General features: G+C 72.4%; 17 protein-coding genes. 8 read left to right on the top strand and 9 right to left on the bottom strand.

All coding sequences use genetic code 11. From position 1 onward, the window contains the following. Positions 1-61: 61 nt before the first annotated feature. The gene (locus DJ021_RS07660; RefSeq protein WP_111456978.1) at positions 62-697 is read right to left on the bottom strand and encodes a hypothetical protein; all 636 of its coding nucleotides are present in this window, start codon (positions 695-697) and stop codon (positions 62-64) included. Positions 698-813: 116 nt separating this feature from the next. Here DJ021_RS07660 and DJ021_RS07655 point away from each other — a divergent pair, with 116 nt between their 5' ends. The 7 genes from DJ021_RS07655 (at position 814) to trxA (ending at position 10813) form a co-directional block, all read left to right on the top strand. Next, positions 814-1686 carry a GNAT family N-acetyltransferase gene (locus DJ021_RS07655; protein WP_111456977.1) on the top strand — a complete coding sequence of 291 codons (873 nt, stop codon included), beginning with the start codon at positions 814-816 and terminating at the stop codon, positions 1684-1686. Next, positions 1683-2162 carry a tRNA (adenosine(37)-N6)-threonylcarbamoyltransferase complex ATPase subunit type 1 TsaE gene (tsaE, locus tag DJ021_RS07650; RefSeq protein ID WP_111456976.1) on the top strand — a complete coding sequence of 160 codons (480 nt, stop codon included), beginning with the start codon at positions 1683-1685 and terminating at the stop codon, positions 2160-2162. The genes DJ021_RS07655 and tsaE overlap by 4 nt, the downstream gene beginning before the upstream one ends. Further along, positions 2122-3237 (top strand): N-acetylmuramate/N-acetylglucosamine kinase AmgK, encoded by a 1116-nt coding sequence (amgK, locus tag DJ021_RS07645; protein ID WP_111456975.1) that lies wholly within the window; start codon positions 2122-2124, stop codon positions 3235-3237. Before tsaE ends, amgK begins: the two co-directional genes overlap by 41 nt. Then, the gene (locus tag DJ021_RS07640; RefSeq protein ID WP_111456974.1) at positions 3234-3947 is read left to right on the top strand and encodes a nucleotidyltransferase family protein; all 714 of its coding nucleotides are present in this window, start codon (positions 3234-3236) and stop codon (positions 3945-3947) included. The genes amgK and DJ021_RS07640 overlap by 4 nt, the downstream gene beginning before the upstream one ends. Beyond that, the gene (gene addB, locus DJ021_RS07635; protein ID WP_111456973.1) at positions 3944-6940 is read left to right on the top strand and encodes a double-strand break repair protein AddB; all 2997 of its coding nucleotides are present in this window, start codon (positions 3944-3946) and stop codon (positions 6938-6940) included. The genes DJ021_RS07640 and addB overlap by 4 nt, the downstream gene beginning before the upstream one ends. Next, positions 6937-10395 (top strand): double-strand break repair helicase AddA, encoded by a 3459-nt coding sequence (gene addA, locus DJ021_RS07630; RefSeq protein WP_111456972.1) that lies wholly within the window; start codon positions 6937-6939, stop codon positions 10393-10395. Before addB ends, addA begins: the two co-directional genes overlap by 4 nt. Before the next feature lie 82 nt (positions 10396-10477). Continuing rightward, on the top strand, positions 10478-10813 hold the full coding sequence (gene trxA / locus DJ021_RS07625) for a thioredoxin (RefSeq protein ID WP_111459020.1): 336 nt from the start codon (positions 10478-10480) through the stop codon (positions 10811-10813). 18 nt (positions 10814-10831) lie between these two features. Here the strand turns inward: trxA and DJ021_RS07620 are convergent, their stop codons facing one another. From DJ021_RS07620 to DJ021_RS07595, 6 genes are read right to left on the bottom strand one after another with little or no spacing between them, the layout of a single operon-like run. Next, positions 10832-11089 (bottom strand): hypothetical protein, encoded by a 258-nt coding sequence (locus tag DJ021_RS07620; RefSeq protein WP_111456971.1) that lies wholly within the window; start codon positions 11087-11089, stop codon positions 10832-10834. Continuing rightward, on the bottom strand, positions 11086-12444 hold the full coding sequence (locus DJ021_RS07615) for a bifunctional folylpolyglutamate synthase/dihydrofolate synthase (protein ID WP_243625925.1): 1359 nt from the start codon (positions 12442-12444) through the stop codon (positions 11086-11088). Before DJ021_RS07615 ends, DJ021_RS07620 begins: the two co-directional genes overlap by 4 nt. Then, on the bottom strand, positions 12419-13348 hold the full coding sequence (gene accD, locus DJ021_RS07610) for an acetyl-CoA carboxylase, carboxyltransferase subunit beta (RefSeq protein WP_111456970.1): 930 nt from the start codon (positions 13346-13348) through the stop codon (positions 12419-12421). The genes DJ021_RS07615 and accD overlap by 26 nt, the downstream gene beginning before the upstream one ends. Positions 13349-13353: 5 nt before the next feature. Continuing rightward, positions 13354-14187, bottom strand: a complete 834-nt coding sequence (gene trpA / locus DJ021_RS07605; RefSeq protein ID WP_111456969.1) for a tryptophan synthase subunit alpha — start codon at positions 14185-14187, stop codon at positions 13354-13356. Next, positions 14184-15404: a tryptophan synthase subunit beta gene (gene trpB, locus DJ021_RS07600; RefSeq protein ID WP_111456968.1), complete on the bottom strand. Its 1221-nt coding sequence runs from the start codon at positions 15402-15404 to the stop codon at positions 14184-14186. Before trpB ends, trpA begins: the two co-directional genes overlap by 4 nt. A gap of 23 nt (positions 15405-15427) precedes the next feature. Continuing rightward, positions 15428-16069, bottom strand: a complete 642-nt coding sequence (locus DJ021_RS07595) for a phosphoribosylanthranilate isomerase (protein WP_111456967.1) — start codon at positions 16067-16069, stop codon at positions 15428-15430. A gap of 102 nt (positions 16070-16171) precedes the next feature. On the opposite strand from DJ021_RS07595, the gene DJ021_RS07590 reads away from it, so the two are divergent. Continuing rightward, on the top strand, positions 16172-16732 hold the full coding sequence (locus DJ021_RS07590) for a hemerythrin domain-containing protein (protein WP_111456966.1): 561 nt from the start codon (positions 16172-16174) through the stop codon (positions 16730-16732). Positions 16733-16878: 146 nt separating this feature from the next. On the opposite strand, the gene mscL is transcribed toward DJ021_RS07590, so the two are convergent. Both mscL and DJ021_RS07580 read right to left on the bottom strand, forming a co-directional pair. Next, a complete protein-coding gene (gene mscL, locus DJ021_RS07585; RefSeq protein WP_111456965.1) occupies positions 16879-17340 on the bottom strand; it encodes a large-conductance mechanosensitive channel protein MscL in 462 nt (153 codons plus the stop codon). Positions 17341-17347: 7 nt separating this feature from the next. Beyond that, the gene (locus DJ021_RS07580; protein WP_111456964.1) at positions 17348-17635 is read right to left on the bottom strand and encodes an integration host factor subunit beta; all 288 of its coding nucleotides are present in this window, start codon (positions 17633-17635) and stop codon (positions 17348-17350) included. Between the last annotated feature and the right edge of the window lie 158 nt (positions 17636-17793).

Genomic DNA, 17793 nt, shown 5'->3' with positions numbered 1-17793 from the left:
ACCGCCAATAACGTCGTCATCCCCGGATCACCCGGCGGGCGACCGGAGGATGACGAGCGCCCTAAGCCCCCAGTTCGCGCCGGACGAAGCGGTAGGTTTCCCGCCTTTCGCAGGCGCAGCCGCGCATCTCGCCCTTGTCGTTCCACCAGATCAGGGTCGGGTAGGCGAAGTTGATCCCGTTGTCCTTGAGCAGTGGCTGCAGCCGGTCGACCAGGTTGCGGCCGCTCTCCACCACCGCCGTGCGGGCCATGTCGCCGTCGGCGCGCGGGATGCCGGGCGCGGTCCAGGCGTCGGCGGGCACGGCCTCCCAGGCCTGCATCAGCTTCCAGCTCCGGGTGATCCACAGCTGCGCGACCGTGGCGCGCTCGGCCGCCGTCGAATTCGTCAGGCCGTTGACGTCGCGCCGGGCGATCTCGATCACCCGGCTGTCGACGTTCTTCGCCGAGAGCTTCGGAACCTCCTCCAGCTTGAAGCGGATGCACTCCGGGCAATTGCGGTAGGACACCATGTAGAGCTTCTTCCCCGGCAGGCCGGGCGACACCCAGCCGGCGGACTGCAGCAGGTTGGTGATCTCCGCCTGGTGGCGGGTGATGGTCTTCGGCCGCCAGCGCAGCTCGAAGTTCCACACCGCCCAGCTGCCGGCGACGATCACCGCCAGCACCAGGACCGCCGAAGCCCACAGCTTGAACCGTCTCATCCCATCGATCTCCAGCCCCACTGTGAACAGACATAGGCCGCGGGAAGGTTCCGCGACAGCACCGCTGTCGTTCCACGCCCTTGCCCTGGGAACAGGCGCTGGCGCATCCTGCGCCCATGACGGTCGCTTCGCCCGCCCACGCCCTGCCGCGCACCGCGCGATCGCCGCACATCGTCGACGTGCTGATCGCCGAGCGGGCGCCGAAGCTGTCGGCGAGCCCCGCCTGGCCGCTGGTCAGGCCGCTGCTCTACGCGATGCTGGACTACGGCCGGGCCCGGCGGATGGCCGACGCCATCGATCCGCTCCCCGGCCGCGCGGCGCTGGAGCACGTCTCGGCCCTGCTGTCGGTGCAGGTCACCGCCCGGGGGCTTGAGCACGTGCCCGCCAAGGGGCGGCTGATCGTAGTCTGCAACCACCCGACCGGGATCGCCGACGGGATCGCGGTCTACGACGTGCTGAAGGCGCTGCGGCCCGACCTCTGCTTCTACGCCAACTCCGACGCCCACCGGGTCGCCCACCGGCTCGGCGAGGTGCTGATCCCGGTGGAGTGGGTGGAGGCCAAGCGGACCCGCGAGCGCACCCGCCAGACCCTGCTCGCCACCCGCGACGCCCTGGAGGCGGAGCGTTGCCTGATCATCTTCCCGTCGGGCCGGCTGGCGCGGCGGCAGGCCGACGGCCGGCTCTGCGACCCGCCGTGGGCGCCCAGCGCCGTTTCCCTGGCGCGGAAGTACGAGGCGCCGATCCTGCCGGTGCACGTGGCCGGGCCCTGGTCGACCCTGTTCCACTTCTTCAACCGCTTCTCCGGCGAGCTGCGGGACATCACCCTGTTCCACGAGCTGCTGAACAAGCAGGGGCGGCGGTTCTCGCTGACCATCGGCGCGCCGATCCGGCCGGACGCCCTGGTCGGCGAGCCCGCGGACGCCATCCGCAGCGTGAAGGCCTACGTCGAGCGCCAGCTGCCGGCCGACCCGGCGCGGGCCTTCGCATGATCCTGGAAGCCGAGGGCGAATTCCGCCTGCCCGACGAAGCCGCCACCGCGCGGCTGGGCGCGGCGGTGGCCGAGGCGCTGCGGGCCGGCGACGTCGTCTGCCTCTCCGGCCCCCTGGGCGCGGGGAAATCGACGCTGGCCCGCGCCCTGGTCCGCGCGCTGACCGCGCCGGACGAGGAGGTGCCCTCGCCGACCTTCACCCTGGTGCAGTTCTACGAAGGGCCGCGCCTCAAGGTGGCCCATTTCGATCTCTATCGGCTATCCAGTCCGGACGAGGCCTATGAGATCGGCCTCGACGAGGCGCTGGAGGACGGCGCGGCGGTGGTCGAATGGCCCGAGCGGCTGGAGGGCCGTCTGCCCGCCGACCGACTCGATATAGAGATCGGGCTTCCGGACGACAGTGAGAGCGACGGGCGCTACGTGCGGCTGATCCCGCATGGGGCCTGGGAAGGACGAGGGCTTGAGTTCCGAACGTGAGGCGGAGAAGGCCGGCTTCCTGCAGGCCCACGGTTTCGGCGGCGCGCGCCGGGAGCCGCTGAGCGGCGACGCCTCGACGCGCCGCTACGAGCGCCTGTACCTGGCCGACGGGACCACATTGATCTTCATGGACCAGCCGCCGGCGCTGGAAAGCCCCCGCTGCCCGCCCGAGGCCACCCGGGCCGAACGGCTGGCGCTCGGCTACAACGCCCTGGCGCGGCTGGCGGCGGGGCGGGTCGACGCCTTCATCGCCACCGCCGGCTGGCTGCGCGCCCAGGGGCTGTCGGCGCCCGCCATCCTCGCCGCCGACGCGCCGCGCGGCCTGGCGGTGCTGGAAGACCTCGGCGACGACCTGTTCGCGCGGCTGATCGAGGCCGGCCAGGACGAGGCGCCGCTCTATGAGGACGCCGTCGTGGCCCTGGTGCGCATCCACGAGATCGCACCGCCCTCGGTGCTGGCCTACGACGGCGTCAGCTGGCCCCTGCTGACCTATGACGAGGTGGCGCTGGAGATCGCCAGCGGCGTGTTCACCGAATGGCTGCCGCAGCTGAAGCCCGAACTCGCGTTCGACGCCGCCGCGGTCACGGCGTGGGAGGCGATCTGGGCGCCGATCCGGGCCCACGGCGCTGCGGGCGCGACCGTCTTCTGTCACCGCGACTACCACGCCGAGAACCTGATCTGGCTGCCGCTGCGGGCGGGCGCGGCTCGGGTCGGGCTGCTGGACTTCCAGGACGCGCTGAAGGCGCACCCGGCGTGGGACATGTCGATGCTGCTGCACGACGCACGCCGCGACGTCTCCGCCAGCCTGGAGGCGGCGGCCCTGGCCCGCTATTTCGAGCTGAAGCCGGACATCGACCGGGCGCGGTTCCTGGCCGACTACCATGCGCTGGGCGCGCTCAACATCGTGCGCATCCTGGGCGTCTTCGCGCGCCTGGTGACCCGCGACGGCAAGCCCCGCTACGCCGCCTTCATGCCCAGGCTCTGGGGCTATCTCGACCGCTGCCTGGCCGACCCGCAGCTGGCGGAGCTGAAGGCCTGGATGGACCGCTACGTGCCCCGCGAGGCGCGCACGTGACGCCCGGGCCGACGACCGCGATGGTGCTGGCGGCGGGGCTGGGCACCCGCATGCGGCCGCTGACCGATCGCCTGCCCAAGGCCCTGGCGCCGGTGGCGGGCCGGGCCCTCATCGACCGGGTGCTGGATGAGCTGAAGGACGCCGGCGTCGAGCGGGCGGTGGTCAACGTCCACCACCTCGCCGACCAGCTGGAAGCCCACCTGGCCCAGCGCCGGGACCTGGAGATCCTGATCTCCGACGAGCGGGCCGGCCTGCTCGACTCCGGCGGCGGCATCCGGCACGCCCGGCCGCTGCTGGGCGACGAGCCGATCATCGTCGCCAACATCGACTCCCTGTGGCTGGAGGAAGGGACGCCGCCGCTGGAGAGCCTGAAGGCGGCCTGGGACCCGGCGGCCATGGACCTGCTGCTGCTGCTGGTGCGCCGCGGCCACGGGATCGGCTTCGAGGGCCCGAACGGCTTCTTCATGGACGCGGCCGGACGGCTGACCCACTCGACCGCAGCCGAGCCGCCCACCCCCTACGCCAACGTCGGCTTCGGCATCCTGAAGCCGCAGATCCTCGACGGCGCGCCCGAGGGCGCGTTCTCCATCCTGCCGACCTGGCATCGATTGCAGGCGCAGGGCCGGCTCTACGGCGTGGCCATGGACGCCTTCTGGATGCACGTGGGGGACCCCGCAGCCCGGGAGGCGGCGGAGGCAAGGCTCACGTGAGCGCCTTCTTTGAACGCCCGGGTCCCCGCTGGTTCAACATCCCGGCGCACCGGCCGTTCGCCCAGGACCTGGCGCTTGGCCTGCACGAGGCTCTGAGCCCGCTTGGGCCCGAGGCGCTGTCGCAGGCCACCGTGCTGACCCCCACCCGCCGCGGGGCGCGCGCCCTGGCCGACGCCTTCGTCAGCGCCGCCGGCGGCCGCGCCGTGCTGCCGCCGCAGATGCGGCCGCTGGGCGACCTGGAGGAGGGCGAGCCGCCGTTCGAGCCGGGCGACCTGGCGCTGGACCTGCCCGCCGCCATCGACCCCCTGCGCCGGCGTTTCGAGCTGACCCGGCTGGTCGCCGGCCACGCCGACCTGCTGCCCGGCCGCGAGCTCACCGCCTCCTCGGCCCTGGAGCTGGCCGACGCCCTGGGCGGCTTCCTCGACAGCCTGCAGATCGAGGAGGTCGAGGCCGGCGAGCGGCTGGCCGGCCTCGTCGAGGCCGACCTCGCCGAGCACTGGCGGGTGTCGCGCGACTTCCTGGAGACTGCGCTGCGCGAATGGCCCGTGCGCCTGGCGGAGCTCGGCGTGGTCGACGTCAGCGAGCGCCGCGTGCGCCTGCTGCGCCGCCTGGCCGAGGCCTGGACCGCCCATCCGCCGCAGGGGGTGCTGGTGGCCGCCGGCTCCACCGGCACGGCGCCGGCCACCGCCGACCTGCTGCGGGTGATCGCCGAGGCGCCGCAGGGCTGCGTGGTCCTGCCCGGGCTGGATGACAGCCTGGCGCAGACCGCCTGGCTGCAGGTCGGCGAACAGCATCCGCAGGGGGCCATGCGCCGCCTGCTGCAGCGGGCCGGCGTCGAACGCGGCGAGGTCGAGACCTGGCCGGCCAGCCACGGCTTCCAGGCCCAGGGCCGCTGGCGGCGGCGGGTGATCAACGAGGCCCTGCGCCCCGCCGAAGCCACCGCCGACTGGCTGCACGCCATCGAACAGCTGCGGCTGGAGGCCGACGCCGAGCAGGTCGATCCGATCGCCGAGGGGCTGAAGGGCCTGTCGCTGGTCAGCGCCCGCTCCGAGGAAGAGGCCGCCACCGTCGCCGCCCTGTTGCTGCGCGAGGCGCTGGAGACGCCGGACCGCACCGCCGCCCTGGTGGCCCCCGACCAGACCCTGGCCCGGCGGGTGGCGGCCAAGCTCGCCCGCTGGGGGGTGATCCCGGACTCATCGGCCGGCGAGGCGCTGGCCGGCTGCCGCTGCGGGGCGCTGGCCGGCCTGGTCGCCCGCGCCGTCGTCGATCCGCTGGACCCGGTGACCCTGCTCGGGCTGCTGAAGCACCCCTACGCGCGCCTGGGCCTGGACCCCCTCGACCTGGCCCGCGCCCGCGACGACCTGGAGCGCCACGGCCTGCGCGGCCCCCGGCCGGGGAGCTGGGACAAGCTGCGGGCGAAGCTGGCGGAGCACGCCGACGCGCTGTCCCTGGCCGACCGATTGCGCACGGTGCTGGACGGGCTCGATCGCGCCGACGCGATTTCCCCTGCGGAGGCGGCGCGGACCGCCGCCGCGGCCATGGAGGCGCTGGCCGCTGACGCCGACGGCCGCCTGGGCGAGCTCTGGAGCGGCCCCGGCGGCGAGTCCATGAGCCGTCTGTTGGCCGCGCTGATCCAGGACGGCGCCGACCTGCCGCCCGCGACGCCACGCGGCTTCGCCGACCTGCTCGGCCGGCTTATGGAGGGCGAGAGCGTGCGCGCCGGCGGCGCGACGCATCCCCGCCTGCGGATCCTGGGCGCCATCGAGGCGCGGCTGGTGCGCGCCGACCGGCTGGTGGTGGCGGGCCTGGAGGAGGGCGTCTGGCCCCGGGGCGCGCCGCTCGACCCCTTCCTGTCGCGGCCGATGCGCAGCCGGCTGGGCCTGCCGCCGCCGGAGCGCCGGGTAGGCCTGGCCGCCCACGACTTCGCCCAGGCCGCCTGCGCGCCCGAGGTGATCCTGCTGCATGCCGAACGGCGCGAGGGCGGGCCGTCGGTGAAATCCCGCTGGCTGTGGCGGCTGGAGACCCTGGCCCGCGGCGCCGGCGTCGAGATCCCCGGCCGGCCGGAGGCGCTGGACTGGGCCCGGCGGCTGGACGCGCCGTCGGAGTACGCCCCGGCCAGGCGCCCCGCCCCGGCCCCGCCGGTCGAGGACCGCCCCGTCGAACTGGCGGTCACCCGCGTCGAGGCCCTGACCCGCGACCCCTACGGCGTCTGGGCCCGCGACATCCTGCGGTTCCGCCCCCTGGACCGGCCGGACGAGCCGGTGGAGGCCCGCGCCCGCGGCACCGCCATCCACGCCGCCTTCGAACGTTTCGCCCTCGACCATCCCCGCGAGCTGCCGGCCGATGCCGCGGCGATCTTCGAGCGCTTCTACCTGCAGGAGCTGGAGACCGCCGGCATGCCGCGCGAGAGCCTGGCGCGCGAGGCGGCGCTGGCGCGTGAAGCCGCCGCCTGGGTGGCCGAGCTGGAGGCCCGCCGCCGCGCCGACGGCCGCGCCGTCCACGTGGAGCTGACCGGCCGCCTGCCGCTGGAGATCGCCGGCCGCACCTTCACCGTCACCGCCAAGGCCGACCGCATAGAGGCGACCCCCGACGGCTTCGGCCACATCCTCGACTACAAGACCGGCAAGGCGCCGTCGCAGAAGGTGGTGGACGCCGGCTTCTCGCCGCAGCTGACGCTGACCGCCGCCATCCTGGCGCACGGCGGGTTCGCCGACATCGGCCGGCTGCAGCCCGGCGAGCTCACCTATCTCGAGGTCACCGGCCGCAAGCCGGCCGGCAAGGAGGAGGTCCGCGCCAGCGCCGGCGAGGAGAGCCATGACGCCGCCGAACGCGCTTTGGAGGGCCTGAGGGCCCTGGTGGCCCGCTTCTACGAGCCGGACCGGCCCTACGTCTCGCGCACCGCGCCGCAGTTCGTCCGCGACCGGCACGGCGACTACGACCATCTGGCCCGGGTGTTCGAATGGTCGACCAGCGGCGAGGAGGAGGACGGATGAACGCCACCCTGCTCCACGACCCGCAGCGCACCGCCGCCGACCCGGCGATCTCCGCCTTCGTCACCGCCAACGCCGGCTCCGGCAAGACCAAGACCCTGATCGACCGGGTGGCGCGCCTGCTGCTGGCCGGCGCCGAATCCGAGGCCATCCTCTGCGTCACCTACACCAAGGCGGCGGCCGCGGAGATGCAGCGCCGGCTGTTCGGCCGGCTGGGCGGCTGGTCGGTGATGGGCGACGTCGAACTGCGCGACGAGCTCGCCAGGCTGGAGGGCCGCGAGGCCGGCGGCTACGAGCCCCGCGACCTCTCAACCGCCCGCGCCCTCTTCGCCCGCGCCCTGGAGACCCCCGGCGGGCTGAAGATCCAGACCATCCACGCCTTCTGCGAGAAGCTGCTGCGCCGCTTCCCGCTGGAGGCGGGCGTGTCGCCAGGCTTCCGGGTGATGGACGACGCCGCCTCCGCCGCCATCGCCGACGCCGCCCGCAAGGGGGTGGCGCGGGTGGCGCTGAAGGGCGAAGGGCGGATCGCCGAGGCCTACGCCCGCTTCTCGGTGGCGCTGGACTTCGCCTCCTTCCAGCAGATGTTCCTGGGCTTCGAAGCCCGCCGCGCCCCGCTCGGCGCGTTCCTGGCGCGGGAAGGCGGCCTCGACGGGGCCATCGACTGGGTGTGGCGGACCTGCGGCTTCCGCCAGTGGATGGACCCCGACGCCCTGGAGGCCGCCGCCGTCCGGGCGCTCGACCGGCGCATGTGGCGCGAGGCCGCCGAGGTGCTGATGGCCGGCGGCGTCGCCGACCAGAAGTGCGCCCGGCAACTGGCGGCGGTGGCGGGGCACGCCGACCTCACCTTCGCCGACGCCCTGGCCGCCCTGTTCACCGAGCGGGGCGAGGGCACCCCCGCCACCTGGGTCGCCAAGACCGCCGGGCTGAAGGCGCGCGAGGATCTGCGCGAACGGCTGCTGGCCGAGCAGGACCGGCTGGCGGCCGCCCGCGACGAGCTGCACGCCGCCAAGGTCGCCTGGGACACCGCCTATGCGCTGACGCTGGCCGACGCATACCTGACCGCCTACCGCCTGGAGAAGGCCTCGGCCGGCGCGCTCGACTTCGCCGACCTGATCGAGAAGACCAAGGCCCTGCTGGCCGGCCGGCCGGCCGCGGCCTGGGTGCTCTACAAGCTGGACGGCGGCATCGACCACATCCTGGTGGACGAGGCGCAGGACACCGCCCCCGACCAGTGGGAGATCGTCCGCGCCCTGACCGGTGATTTCTTCTCCGGCGAGGGCCTGCCGCGGGCCGACGGCGACATCGAGCGCAGCCTGTTCGTGGTCGGCGACGAGAAGCAGTCGATCTACTCGTTCCAGGGCGCCGACCCCGCCCGGCTGATCGCCGAGACCAGCCGCTACGTGGCGGAGATCACCGCCGTGGGCCGGCGCGGGGAAAGCGTGCCGCTGTCCGCCTCCTGGCGCTCGACCGAACAGGTGCTGGCCTTCGTCGACGCGGTGTTCACCGAGGGCGTGCCGCCCGGCGTTCATGCCCTGCGCCACGAGCCGATGCGGGCCGGCCACCAGGGCTGCGTCGACATCTGGCCGCTGGAGCGCGAGATCAGGGGCGAGGAGCGCGACGCCTGGGACGCGCCGCTGGACGCCGAGGCCGAGGCGTCGGCCACCAAGCGGCTGGCCGAGAACATTGCCTGCGAGATCAAGGAGCTGGTCGAGCGCGGCGACGCGGTGTTCGACAAGGAAGACCGGGTGTGGCGGCCGGCGACGTTCGGCGACGTGCTGATCCTGGTGCGCAAGCGCGGCGGCCTGTTCGAGGAGATCCTACGGGCGCTGAAGCACGCCAAGGTCCCGGTGGCCGGCGCCGACCGGCTGGCGCTGTCGCAGCACATCATCTTCGACGACCTCCTGGCGCTGGCCCGCTTCGCCCTGTTCCCCAACGACGACCTGACGCTGGCCAGCCTGCTGCGCAGCCCGTTCTGCGACGTCGAGGACGAGAGCCTCTACCGGCTGGCCAAGGGGCGCGGGAAGACGCCGCTGTGGCAGGTGCTGCGCGACCGCGCCGACGCGGCGCCGGAGTGGCGCGCCGCCGCCGATTTCCTGGGCTTCCTGCGCGACGAGGCGCAGGTGCGCCGGCCCTTCGAGCTCTACAGCCGGGTGCTGGGCGCGCGCGACGGCCGGGGCCGCTCCATGCGGGCGCGGCTGCTGCGCCGGCTGGGCGGCGAGGCGGAGGATGCGCTGGACGAGTTCCTGGCCCAGGTGCTGGCCGCCGAAGCCCGGGGCGTCCACGACCTGGAGCGGCTGGCCGCCGACTTCGCCGGCCTCGACATCACCGTGAAGCGCGAGCTGGAGGCGGCCCGCGACGAGGTGCGGGTGATGACCGCCCACGGGGCCAAGGGCCTGGAGGCGCCGATCGTCTTCCTGCCGGAGACCGCCAGCCAGACCGGCGCGCGGGGCTCGCCGCTGCTGGAGACCGAGGACGGCGGCTTCCTGTGGTGCGCCGCCCAGAAGGGCGACTGCGAGGCCTCCCGCCTGGCGCGCGAGCTGCGCGCCCGCAAGGAGACCGAGGAGTCCCTGCGCCTCCTCTACGTGGCCCTGACCCGCGCCCGCGAGCGGCTGGTGATCTGCGGGCGCATCGCCGCCAACCGCAAGGAGGAGTCGCTCAAGGGCTGGTGGGCGGCGGTGAAGGCCGGCTTCGCGCACGAGGGCGTCAAGCCGCACCTGCGCCCGGCCGCCTGCGGCAAGGTCACGGCCGAGCGGTTCGGGCCCGATCCCGAGCGCCGCGGCGGCGTCCGCGCGCAGGTCCGCGTCCCGAGCGCCCTGCCCGGCTGGACCGCCGACGCGCCGCGGGTCGAGGTCTTCGCCCGCTACGCCTCGCCCTCGGACCTCGGCGAAGGCGCGGCCGTCCCGGCGCCGTCGCCGTTGACCGCGGTGGGCGGGCTCGGCCGCTTCCGCCGCGGCGACCTGATCCACCGGCTGCTGCAGATCCTGCCGGACCTGGCGGCGGCCGAACGCCGCCAGGGCGCCCGCGCCCTGCTGGCCCGCGAGCGCGACCTCACCGACGCCCAGCGGGCGGAGATGACCGACGCCGCCCTGGCGGTGCTGGAGGACGCCCGCTTCGCCGAGGTGTTCGGCCCCGGCTCCCGCGCCGAGGTGGGGATCGCCGGCTCCGCCGCGGCCCTGCCGGCCGGCCTGAAGATCTCCGGCCGCATCGACCGGCTGGTGGTGCTGCCCGACCGGGTGCTGGTGGCGGACTTCAAGACCAACCGCCCTTCGCCGGACCGGATCGAGGACGCCGATCCCGCCTACCTGCGGCAGATGGCGGTCTACGCCGCGGTGCTCGGCGAGGTGTTCCCCGGCCGGCGCATCGCGGCGGCGCTGGTCTGGACCGACGGGCCGAAGCTGATGCCGATCCCAGAAAAGCTGATCGACCAAACCCTTGCTGACCTCGGCCGTGCCGGTTGATACCAGGGCGTGGGCCGCCTACATCGGCGAGTCGAAGAAGCACGCGGCCCGTTCCCATGGCCGCGCGCGTAAGGAGCTTTCCATGAGCACCGTGAAGGTCACCGACGAATCCTTCGAGAAGGACGTCCTGCAGGCCGAAGGTCCCGTGCTGGTCGACTTCTGGGCCGAGTGGTGCGGTCCCTGCAAGCAGATCGCCCCCGCGCTGGAGCAGATCTCCGAAGAGCTGGGCGCCCAGGTGACGGTGGCCAAGCTGAATATCGAAGAGAGCCCGACCACGCCGTCCCGCTACGGCGTGCGCGGCATCCCCACCATGATGCTGTTCAAGGGCGGGCAGATGGCCTCGATGAAGGTCGGCGCCATGCCCAAGCAGAAGATCCTGGAGTGGCTGAACGAAGCCGGCGTCGCCGCCACGGCCTGAGCCGCCGGCCGACGGATTTCAGTCCTGCGAATTTCGGGGGGAGCCATCGGCTTCCCCCGTTTTCGTTTGCGCTCCGGGGTTCGTTTGCGCCGCCAGGCGGCGACGCCTGCGGCGGTAGACCGTGTCGACCAGGCGGCTGAGCACCAGCCAGCCGATCAGCCAGCCGATCAGCACCTTGTCGGTGCGCCCGAACCGCCAGAGCAGCAGGGCCAGCACCGCCACGCCCAGCACCAGCATGACCAGGTAGTGCCAGGGCACGACGACCTTGGGTTTCATGTGGGCCAGGTCTCCGGGCTCATCGCCAGCACCTCGCCGGCGAAATGCAGGCCGCCGCAGATCAGCACGTGCGGCGCGGGGCCTTCCACCGCCAGCGCGCGCCGCACGCCGTCGGACACGTCGGCCACCGTCTCGGCCTTGAGGCCGGCCTGGGTGGCGGCCGCGGCCAGTTCCTCGGGGCTGGCGGCGTTGCCGGACTCGAAGGTGGTGGCGAACACCTTGGGGTGCATCTCGGCGAACGGGCGGAAGAAGCCGACGGCGTCCTTGCGGGCGAACATGCCGGTGACCAGCACCAGCGGCCGCGGATCGCGGTCCACCAGGCGCGAGGCGGCCTCGGCCAGCGCCCGCCCGGCGTGGGGATTGTGGCCGCCGTCGAGCCAGAGGTCGGAACCGCGGGCCCGGGCGAGCTCGGCCAGCGGGCCCTTGGTCAGCCGCTGGAAGCGGGCCGGCCAGACGGCGCCGGAGACGCCCTGCCCCACCGCCTCCTCGCTGAGCTGCGGATCCAGAGTCAGCGCCGCGGCCACCGCCAGGCCGGCGTTGTCGAACTGGTAGCCCCCGAACAGGCTCGGGGGCGGCAGGTCCAGCAACCGGTCCTGCATCTGCACCATCAGCCGGCCGCGCTCCTCCCAGGCGTCGAAGTCGCGGCCCATCAGGAACAGCGGCGCCATGCGGTCGTCGGCCTCGCGCTCGATGGCCTCCAGCGCCTCCTCGGGCTGGCGGGCGACCACCGCCGGACGGCCGCGTTTGATGATCCCGGCCTTCTCCCAGGCGATCTTGCCGAGCTCGGGCCCCAGCATCTCCAGGTGGTCGTAGTCCACCGGGGTGATCACGCTGAGCGCCGGGGCGTCGAAGATGTTGGTGGCGTCGAACCGGCCGCCCAGGCCCACCTCGACGATGCATAGGTCGGCCGGCGTCTCGGCGAAGGCCTGCAGGGCCAGCACCGTGGTGATCTCGAAGAAGCTGATCGGCTGGCCTTCGTTGGCCGCCTCCACCCGGTCGATCAGCTCCGACAGCCGCTGGTCGGTGATCAGCTGGCCGGCGATGCGGATGCGCTCGGCGAAGCGGACCAGGTGCGGCGAGGTGATGGCGTGGACCTTCAGGCCGGCCGCCTCGCCGATCGCCCGCAGGTAGGCGACGGTGGAGCCCTTGCCGTTGGTGCCGGCCACGTGGATCACCGGCGGCAGGCGCCGCTCGGGATGGCCGAGCGCGGCCAGCAGCCGCTCGACGCGGCCGGTGGTCAGGTCGATCAGGCTCGGGTGGTTGGCGCGCAGGCGCTGGATCGCGTGATCGGACGCGCGGATCGGGTCGTAATCGTGGACCGCGGTCACATCAGGCGGCGGAGGAAAGGCGGTCACGCCCCATCATCAAGGTCTTGAGGATCGAGCCCAGCACCGCGGGCAGCTCGGCGCGCTCGACCACGCGGTCGACCATGCCCCGCTCGACCAGGAACTCCGACTTCTGGAAGCCCGGCGGCAGGGTCTCGCGGATGGTCTGCTCGATCACCCGGCGGCCCGAGAAGCCGATGGTGGCGTTGGGCTCGGCCAGGTGGACGTCGCCGAGCATGGCGTAGGAGGCGAGCACGCCGCCGGTGGTCGGGTCGGTCAGCACCACGACGTAGGGCAGGCCGGCCGCCTTGACCTCGTTCACCGCCAGCGTGGTGCGGGCCATCTGCATCAGGGACAGCGTGCCCTCCTGCATGCGCGCGCCGCCCGAGGCAGTGAAGATCACGAACGGGACCTGCCGCTTCACGGCTTCCTGCGCGGCCTTGATGAAGGTCTCGCCGGCGCCCATGCCGAGCGAGCCGCCCATGAAGGTGAAGTCCTGCACGACCACCATGGTCGGCTGGCCGTGGATGTGCCCGTAGCCGATGGCCATGGAATCCTGCTCGCCGGTGGCCTTGCGGGCCGCCTTCAGGCGCTCGGGATAGGGCTTCTCGTCGGGGAACTTGAGGGGGTCGTCGCCCACCACCGGCGAGGCGATCCGCTCGAACTTGCCGTCGTCGAAGGTGAAGCGCAGGCGCGCCGCGGCCCCGATCCGCATGTGGTGGCCGGACGGCGTCACCCACAGCGCCGCCTCCAGGTCGGGGCGATAGATCATCTCCCCGGTATCGGGGCATTTGACCCAGAGGTTCTCCGGCGTCTCGCGCTTGGCGAACGCGTTGCGCACGCCCGGCGCGATACGGGACAGCCAGCCGGAGCGTTCCCGCGGCGCCGCGGGAGGACGGCCGGGCTTGTCGTTTCGTTGATCAGCCATAGCCATGGATTTCAGACCGCCGTTTGGCCGACTCGCGCGAGGCGCACAGACTTAGCCAAGGATACGACTTTGGAAAGAACTCGCGAGGTCACGTCTTCGTTCATCTCCACCGCCCTGGCGACTTCGTCCACGAGGGCGGAGCCCACCACGGCCGCGTCGGCGACCCGCGCTATGGCCGCGGCTCTTTCCGGAGTCTTGATGCCGAAGCCGACGGCGACCGGCAGGCCCGAGGCCTCGCGCACCCGCTCGACCATCGGCGCGACCGCCACTTCGTCGGCTTCCTTGACCCCGGTGACGCCGGCCACCGAGACGTAATAGACGAAACCGGAGGTGCGCCGGACGATGGTCTTCAGCCGCGCGTCGTCGCTGGTGGGGGTCGCCAGCCGGATCAGCGAGACGCCGGCCGCGTCGAGGGCGTCGGCCAGGGGATCGGCTTCCTCCGGCGGGCAGTCGACGACGATCAGGCCGTCGACGCCGGCGTCGGCGGCGGCGCGCGCGAAGGCCTCGAAGCCCCAGGTCACCAGCGGGTTCATGTAGCCCATCAGGATCAGCGGCGTGGCGGCGTCGCCGGCGCGGAACTGGCGGGCCAGCTCCAGCGTGCCCTTCAGCGTCATGCCGTTGGCCAGCGCCCGCTGGGCGGCGCGCTGGATCGGCGGCCCTTCGGCCATGGGATCGGAGAACGGGAAGCCGAGCTCGATCAGGTCGGCGCCGGCCGCCGGCAGCCCCTGCAGGATCTTCAGCGCCGTGGCGGCGTCGGGGTCGCCGGCCATCACATAGGCGACGAAGGCGGCGCGGCCTTCACGCTTCAGCTCCGCAAAGCGGGCGTCGATCCGGGCCTTGGTCAAATCTCGAGCCCCATGTGGGCGGCGACGGTGGCGACGTCCTTGTCGCCGCGGCCGGACAGGTTGAGCACCACGATCCCGCCCTTGCCGACCTCGGCGGCGATCTCCGGCAGGCGGGCCAGCGCATGGGCGCTTTCCAGCGCCGGGATGATGCCTTCGAGCTTGGAGCAGAGCTGGAAGGCGTCCAGCGCCTCCTCGTCCGTCGCCGTCAGGTAGGTCGCGCGCCCGACGTCGTGCAGCCACGAGTGCTCCGGGCCGATGCCGGGATAGTCGAGGCCCGCGGAGATCGAATGGGCCTCGGTGATCTGGCCCTCGGCGTCCTGGATCAGGTAGGTCTTGTTGCCGTGCAGCACGCCCGGGCGGCCGCCGTTGATGGCCGCGGCGTGCTTGTCGGTCTCCATGCCGTGGCCCGAGGCCTCGACGCCGATGATCTTCACCGCCTCGTCGTTGAGGAAGGGGTGGAACAGGCCGATGGCGTTGGAGCCGCCGCCGACGCAGGCCACCACGGCGTCGGGAAGGCGGCCTTCCATCTCCAGCACCTGCTGGCGGGATTCCTTGCCGATCACCGCCTGGAAGTCGCGGACCATCTCCGGATAGGGGTGCGGGCCGGCCGCCGAGCCGATCAGGTAGTAGGTGTCCTCGATATTGGTCACCCAGTCCCGCAGCGCCTCGTTCATGGCGTCCTTGAGGGTCGAGGAGCCGGAGGTCACCGGCCGCACTTCCGCGCCGAGCAGGTTCATCCGGAAGACGTTGGGCTTCTGCCGCTCCACGTCCACCGCGCCCATGTAGACGATGCAGGGCAGGCCGAAGCGGGCGCAGACGGTGGCGGTGGCCACGCCGTGCTGGCCGGCGCCGGTCTCGGCGATGATCCGTGTCTTGCCCATCCGCATGGCCAGCAGGATCTGGCCCATGCAGTTGTTGATCTTGTGCGCGCCGGTGTGATTCAGCTCCTCGCGCTTCAGATAGATCTTCGCGCCGCCGAAGTGGGCGGTGAGCCGCTCGGCGAAATAGAGCGGGCTGGGCCGCCCGACGTAGTGCTTCAGGTAGCCGTTGAGCTCGGCCTGGAAGGCCTCGTCCGCCTTGGCGGCGCGGTAGGCCGCGTCCAGCTCGTGGACCAGCGGCATCAGCGTCTCGGGCACGTAGCGGCCGCCGTAGTCCCCGAACCGTCCGTGGGCGTCGGGATAGGCGGCGTAGTCGTTGGGTCTGGCGGAGGCGTTCACGGTTCGCTTCTTAGACGCGCCAATCAGGCTCTTTTGACGGCGTCGAGAAACGCCGTGATCAAGGCGGGGTCCTTTAAGCCGGGCCCACGCTCCACGCCAGAGGAAACGTCCACCAGGCGCGCGCCGGATTGCTGCACCGCCTCGGCGAGGTTCCACGGGTCGAGGCCGCCGGCCAGGAACCAGGGGCGCTCGAACCGACGTCCGGCGAGCAGCGTCCAGTCGAAGCGGCCGCCCATGCCCCCCGGCCGGGAGGCGTCCTTGGGCGGACGGGCGTCGAACATCAGGTGCTCGACGACGGTCTCGTAGGCACGGGCCCGGTCGAGGTCGGAGGCCTCGGACACCGCCACGGCCTTGATGACGCCGGCCTGCGCGCGGAGCCCGATCTCGCGCACCCGCGAGGGGGTTTCCTTGCCGTGCAGCTGGATGAGGTCGGGCCGCAGCGCCCGGGCGATGTCGTCGACCAGGGAATCGGCCGGATCCACCGCCAGGGCCACCACCTTGGCGCGGCCGCGCACCGGCTCGGCCAGCCGGGCCGCGGCCTCGAGGCTGAGGTTGCGCGGGCTCTTCGGGAAGAAGACGAAACCCAGCCAGGCCGCGCCGCCGTCCAGGGCGGCGCGCACCGCCTCGGGCGTGGAGACGCCGCAGATCTTGGCCTGGATCGACATGGCGGGAATTAGGGGCCTCCGCGGCTTCGCCGCAAGGGCGAAGATCGTCCGGAACAGCGGTCAGCCCCGGCAGGTTCTCAAACCGACTGCAGGAGAACGACCATGCCACACTCGACCTCCGACCATTCGTTCGGCCGCCTGGCCACAGGCGCCGCCTTCGGCCTGCTGGCCGGCCTCGCCATTCCGCACGCCCGCAAGGCGGTGATGCAGGGACCCGCGCTCGCCGCGGGCGACTGGGTCGCCGGCCTCACCGCCGAGCACCGCATGGTGGAGAAGATGTTCGACACCCTGCTCGCCACCTCCGACGAGGAGATGCTCAAGCGCGAGATGCTGCTGACCAAGATCGCCTATGCGCTGACCAAGCACGCGATCGAGGAGGAGAACGTCATCTATCCGGCGCTGTCGGAGAACGCCCACGCCGAGCAGGCGCACCACCTCGTCGACGACCACGCCAAGGCGAAGACCTTCATCTACGACCTGCGCCGGATCTCCTCGCGGGACCCGCAGTGGCTGCTCCGGGCCCGGGAGTTCTGGACAGACCTGCAGGAGCACATGCGCCAGGAAGAGGACGAGATCTTCCCCACCTTCCGCGACGCCCTGCCGGCCGAGGAGAACGCCCGGCTCACCAAGATGATGAACTGGGAAGGCTTCAAGGTGGCGTAGGCGGCCGGGGAGCACCGACGCTTCCTCCGGATCGTCATGGCCCGGCTTGTCCGGGCCACCCAGCCCAACACGTTTCCGCAGCTGATGGAGAGCGGCTTCGGGTTGGATCACCCGGACAAGCCGGGTGATGACGAGTGGACGAGGCCCTACTTTTCCGCCTGCGCCTTCAGAAGGTCGCGGATTTCGATCAGCAGCGCTTCCTGCGGCGGCGGCGCGGGCTTTGCCTCCGGCGGCCGCTCGGCGTCGCGGCGGCGGATGACGTTCACCGCCTTGACCAGCAGGAACACCACCCAGGCGACGATCACGAACTTGATCAGGGTGTTGAGGAACAGGCCGTACTGGATGGCCACCAGCTCGTTGGCCTTGGTGGCCGGATTGTCCGGCTTCAGCACCCATTCCAGGTGCGAGAAGTCGATGCCGGACAGCAGCAGGCCGACCGGCGGCATGACGATCTGGTCGACCAGGCTTTTGACGATGTCGTTGAAGGCCGCGCCGATGATCACGCCGACGGCGAGGTCGATGACGTTGCCGCGGGCGATGAACTCGCGGAATTCCGAGAGGATGGAGACCCGGCGCTTCGGCGCCGCGGGCGCGTCAGTCAGGGTCATGGCGGGCCTATTCGTCGGTGACGTTGAGACGTTCGCGCAGTTCCTTGCCGCTCTTGAAGAACGGCACGTGCTTGGCGCGGACGTTCACCGGCTCGCCGGTGCGCGGGTTGCGGCCGGCGCGGGCGTCGCGGGAGCGGACGGACAGGGCGCCGAAGCCGCGGAGCTCGACGCGTCCACCCTCCTCCAGGGCCTGGATCATGCGCTCGAGGACGACGCCGACCACGCGCTCGATGTCGCGCTGGGTCAGGTGCGGGTTCTCTTCGGCAAGTTTAGCGATCAGTTCGGACTTGATCATGGGGGCCCTTCAGGTCCTCAAGCGGCGCGACCATGAGCGAGTGCGCCTTTGTATTCAAGGCGTAAAGAGGGTTTACGGCGTTCACCGTCAAGCTTTACCGGGTCGATCCCGGGACAACCCTGAGCGGCGCCTGCAATCTGCTCTCGCGATGGCTTCGC

This window comes from Phenylobacterium hankyongense, from assembly GCF_003254505.1.
Classification (GTDB): Bacteria; Pseudomonadota; Alphaproteobacteria; order Caulobacterales; family Caulobacteraceae; genus Phenylobacterium; species Phenylobacterium hankyongense.
The sequence above is the reverse complement of the archived record's forward strand: the minus strand, read 5'-3'. Positions and strand labels throughout refer to the sequence as shown.